Here is a 3,847-nt window from a genome sequence, read left to right as displayed (position 1 = left end):
GCTGGCACCCCACCCACCAGGCGAACCACCAGAAGGGCGGATGAATCAGGTCGATGCCGTGGTCGAACAGGTTGCCGATCTTGGAAGAGGTCAGGGTCACCCGCGCCAGCTTGCCATCCACCGTGTCGAGGAACGTCATGAGCCAGGCGCAGACCAGGCCCCAGGTGAACTCGCCCTTCCAGAAGAGTGCAAAGGCGGCGATTGTGAGCAGCAGGCCCAGGAATGTCACATGGTTGGGCCGGATTCCTGCCACAGCGCACCAACGGGTGACGATCCGCGCCGGGACCGGCCAGAGGTACTTGGTGACGATATCGGTGACGCCCTTATAGGAGCCCGCGAAGGTGCGGGCCTCCACTGCGCGGACGTTGTCCGACGTCAGCCGCACCAGGACTGGCGGCTCCTTCTTCCGTAGCGCGCTGTTGTAGGCCAGCTCGGCCAGAGACAAGTGCTCCAGTCCCTTAGGCGAGGCGCCGTGCGCCAGGAGCTTCGCGGTGTCTGCAACCCGGCCCGCCGGCACGTGCGCGGCCACCGCCTCGCCGTCATCGTTGAGCAGCACCGCGTTCGGGCGCTTGCTGAGGGCGGCGAGGAGGGATTCGTCGTAGACCCAGTTGCCCAACGCCAGGACCACGCCGCCGGCGGCGGGCGGCTCGGACACCACCTGCAGGCCCGCGCGCAAGAAGGTGCGGCGCAGACGCTCGGCGGCCGTCATGCCCCACAGCCGCACATCACCCGCGCCAAGGATCATGCCGGCCACGGCGGCCGCGGGTTCAGTGGACGTCGTCAAAACTGGCCCGGGCCCCTCACGCAAATCGCTGCAACCTGATACCGAGCGCCGACCTCTTAGGAAAGCTCGTGGCCCTCGTTTGACCGCCTTCCGCCTCGCCCATCTGTCGGACCCGCACCTGGCGCCCCCACCAGCGCGCTTCCGGGCAGGAGATCTGGTCTCCAAGCGGCTGCTGAGCCGCCTGGCGTGGCGGCGCAAGCACCGCCGCCATTCCCGCGCCGTGCTGGACGCCCTGACCGCCGACATCGCCGCCCGGGGCCCCGACCACATCGCCATCACGGGAGATCTGGTCAATTTCGCGACGCCGGAGGAATTCGACGCCGCACGCATCTGGTTGGAAGGGCTGGGCGACCCGGCCGACGTCACCGTCAGCCCCGGCAACCACGACGCCCTGGTCGCCCGCGGGGCGCCGGCCAGCTTCGCCCCCTGGGCCCGCTGGCTGGGAGACGGCCCGCCGGGCTTCCCCCATCTGCGGGTTCGCGGGCCCGTGGCGATCGTAAACCTCTCCTCGGCCGTCCCCACCCCGGCCCACAGCGCCCGCGGGCGGCTGGGCGCCGCCCAGATCGAGGCCGCGGCCGGGCTGCTGCGCGAGGCGCAAGGCCTCTACCGCATCGTCCTGATCCATCATCCGCCCGTCCCCGGCCTGGTTTCCCCACGCAAGTCCCTCGTCGACGCCGAAGCTCTGGGCGCCGTCATGGCCCAAGCCGGTGCGGAACTCGTCCTGCACGGCCACGCCCACGAAGGGTCCCTTGCCGTCCTCCGTGCTGCAGTCGGATCGACTCCTGTCTTAGGCGTCCCCTCGGCGTCGTCGACGGCCAGGGCCACGCACCGCGCCGCCCGTTGGCAGGAAATTGCTGTCACCCGTGATGGCGAGGGGTTCCGCGCCGAGGTCACCGCCCGCGGCGTGACCGCGGACCTGCGCTGCGAGACGCTGGGACGCTACCACCTCGGTTAGCGAAGATATTTCATCCGGATGGAGATCGCGTTCTCACCGGGTTGAACCCGGAATCGCGCGGCCGAGATCGGCGGCAACCCGATCCGGGTCTCCGGGTCGTTGGAGAAACCGAAGCCCTCCGCCGGCAGGCCCACCAGCGTTCGGTCGAAGTCCCGGTCCCCATCGGCGTCGTGGTAGACAGCCACCTCGTAGTTGGCGGGCGGCAGCCAGAAGCAGGTCCGAACCGAGGGCGCTGCCCTGGTCCGCACGCGCAGGAGCTTCCCGCCCCGGGCAAGGAACCGGCGCTTGTCATCCGGATAGACCGTAATGGCCACCTCGCCCGCGCTGGAACGGATGCTGTGGACCTGGACGTCCAGCCTCGCGGCCGCGGCGGTCCGCACGCCCTCGCATCCCTGGTCCGCAACCGCCGGCGCGGCGCACGCCAGAGCGACTAGGAGGCCTGCTGCGGCCGTATGGCCTTTCATGCTCAGGACCGGCTCCCTATGATCGCAACGCGGCTTGGCCGCTCACTTGGCTCGGACAATTCGTGACAAATCCCACAGCCCGCAAGTTCGGCTTCCCCACTACGCTCGTCGCCGAGACCGAATACTGGTGGGTGCTCGTGCGCCCACAGCAACCGACCTACGGCGCCCTTGTGCTGGTATGCAAGGAGGAAGCCAAGGCCTTCTCCGAACTCACCTCGGCCGCATTTTCAGACATGAAACGGGCTGTGGACGGGATTGAGGCGTTGCTTCGCCACACTGTGGCCTACGAACGCATCAACTACCTGATGCTGATGATGGTCGATCCCGACGTCCACTTCCATGTGCTGCCCCGCTACGATGGCGAACGGCAGTACGGGGGCCACAGCTTCCGGGACGCGGGGTGGCCTGGTCCCCCGGCCCTTGCGTCGCACGTCGCCCTGAGCGAGGAGGAGGCGGCGGCTCTGGCCGCCGACCTCGCCGCCCGCTGGCGATCATGATCGCCGCCTCCCGGGGGACCGTTTGAGCCTCGTCGACCGCTATCTTCTGCGCCTGGCCCTCTGGCCGATGGTCGGCGCCATGGGAGTGACCCTCGTCGCGCTGCTGCTCGAGCGGATCCTGCGGCTCCTGGACATGCTGGCGGCTTCCAACGACCGCTTCGGCTTCGTCGCCCAATTGGCCGTGAACCTGGTGCCGCACTACGTGGGCCTGACCCTGCCCGCAGCCTTCTTCCTGGCGCTTATGGTCGTGGTGAACCGGATGAACCAGGCCTCGGAGGTTGACGCCCTGCTGGCCGCCGGCGTGTCGCTGACCCGGCTGGCGGCGCCCTACCTGTGCCTGGCCGCGGCGCTGACGGCGGTGAGCCTGCTGGTCTTCGGCTTCCTGCAGCCCTACAGCCGCTACGCCTACCGCGCCGTGCTGCATTCGGCCCAGAACGCCGGCTGGAACGGGCTCGTGCCGGCCGAGACGATCCTGATCCCGTCCAAGAACCTGACGATGACCACCGACGCAGCGGACGCGGCGGGCCAGCGCCTCAGCCACGTCTTCATCCGCCGGATCACCGAACAGGGCCGCGAGGAGATCACCACCGCTGGCATGGCCGAGATCCGCCGCACGCCCGACGGCGCGTCGGTCAAGCTCCTGCTGAAGAACGGCCAGCAGTTGCGCTTCAACGACCAGGGCCGTCCGGAAGTCCTCAGTTTTGAGGATTTCACGATGCAGCTGCCGGTGACCGGACCCGCCCGGCTGCTCCGTGCTCGCGGCGGGGACGAGCGCGAGCTCACGCTGCTGGAACTGGCCAGGCAGGGCGCTACCGGAAACTCGATGATCGCCCAGGCAGAGCTGAAGGCCGAACTCTACGCGCGCCTGGCCAAGGCCTTCGTGCTTCCCCTGCTCACCCTTCTGGGCGTGCCGCTGGGGCTCTCGGCCAAACGCAGCGGCCGGGCGCCCGGGATCATCGTCGGCGGCCTGCTGCTGCTGGTTTTCTTCCATGCGATCCAGCTCGGTCAGGGGTTGGCCGCTACGGGTCGTGCATCGCCCGAAATCGCTGTGGGCGGCCCGTTCGTCGTCATGGCCGCCATCGCGTTCACGGTCTTCCTTACCAGCCGCAAGCGGCCGGGAGAGACACCGGTCGGCCGGGCGATGGAA

General features: G+C 69.0%; 4 protein-coding genes and 1 pseudogene (1 of these 5 cut by a window edge). 3 read left to right on the top strand and 2 right to left on the bottom strand.

Features of this window, described 5'->3' with window-relative positions; all coding sequences use genetic code 11:
* Nucleotides 1–745 (bottom strand): CDP-alcohol phosphatidyltransferase family protein (locus QZV94_RS10700; RefSeq protein WP_293677840.1); only part of this gene is annotated, 745 nt, incomplete at its 3' end.
* 118 nt (nt 746–863) lie between these two features.
* On the opposite strand from QZV94_RS10700, the gene QZV94_RS10695 reads away from it, so the two are divergent.
* Nucleotides 864–1,739, top strand: a complete 876-nt coding sequence (locus tag QZV94_RS10695; protein WP_293677839.1) for a metallophosphoesterase — start codon at nt 864–866, stop codon at nt 1,737–1,739.
* Here QZV94_RS10695 and QZV94_RS10690 read toward each other — a convergent pair.
* Entirely contained in the window at nt 1,736–2,119 is a 384-nt protein-coding gene (locus QZV94_RS10690) for a DUF2141 domain-containing protein (protein ID WP_293677838.1), read from the bottom strand. The genes QZV94_RS10695 and QZV94_RS10690 overlap by 4 nt on opposite strands.
* A gap of 146 nt (nt 2,120–2,265) precedes the next feature.
* Here QZV94_RS10690 and QZV94_RS10685 point away from each other — a divergent pair, with 146 nt between their 5' ends.
* Nucleotides 2,266–2,700: an HIT family protein gene (locus QZV94_RS10685; RefSeq protein ID WP_293677837.1), complete on the top strand. Its 435-nt coding sequence runs from the start codon at nt 2,266–2,268 to the stop codon at nt 2,698–2,700.
* A gap of 22 nt (nt 2,701–2,722) precedes the next feature.
* A pseudogene (locus QZV94_RS10680) lies at nt 2,723–3,847 on the top strand (LptF/LptG family permease) (it continues 165 nt past the right edge of the window).

Origin of the sequence: uncultured Phenylobacterium sp., assembly GCF_902826855.1 — a bacterium.
Classification (GTDB): Bacteria; Pseudomonadota; Alphaproteobacteria; order Caulobacterales; family Caulobacteraceae; genus Phenylobacterium.
This window is presented reverse-complemented; position numbering and strand designations above follow the sequence as displayed.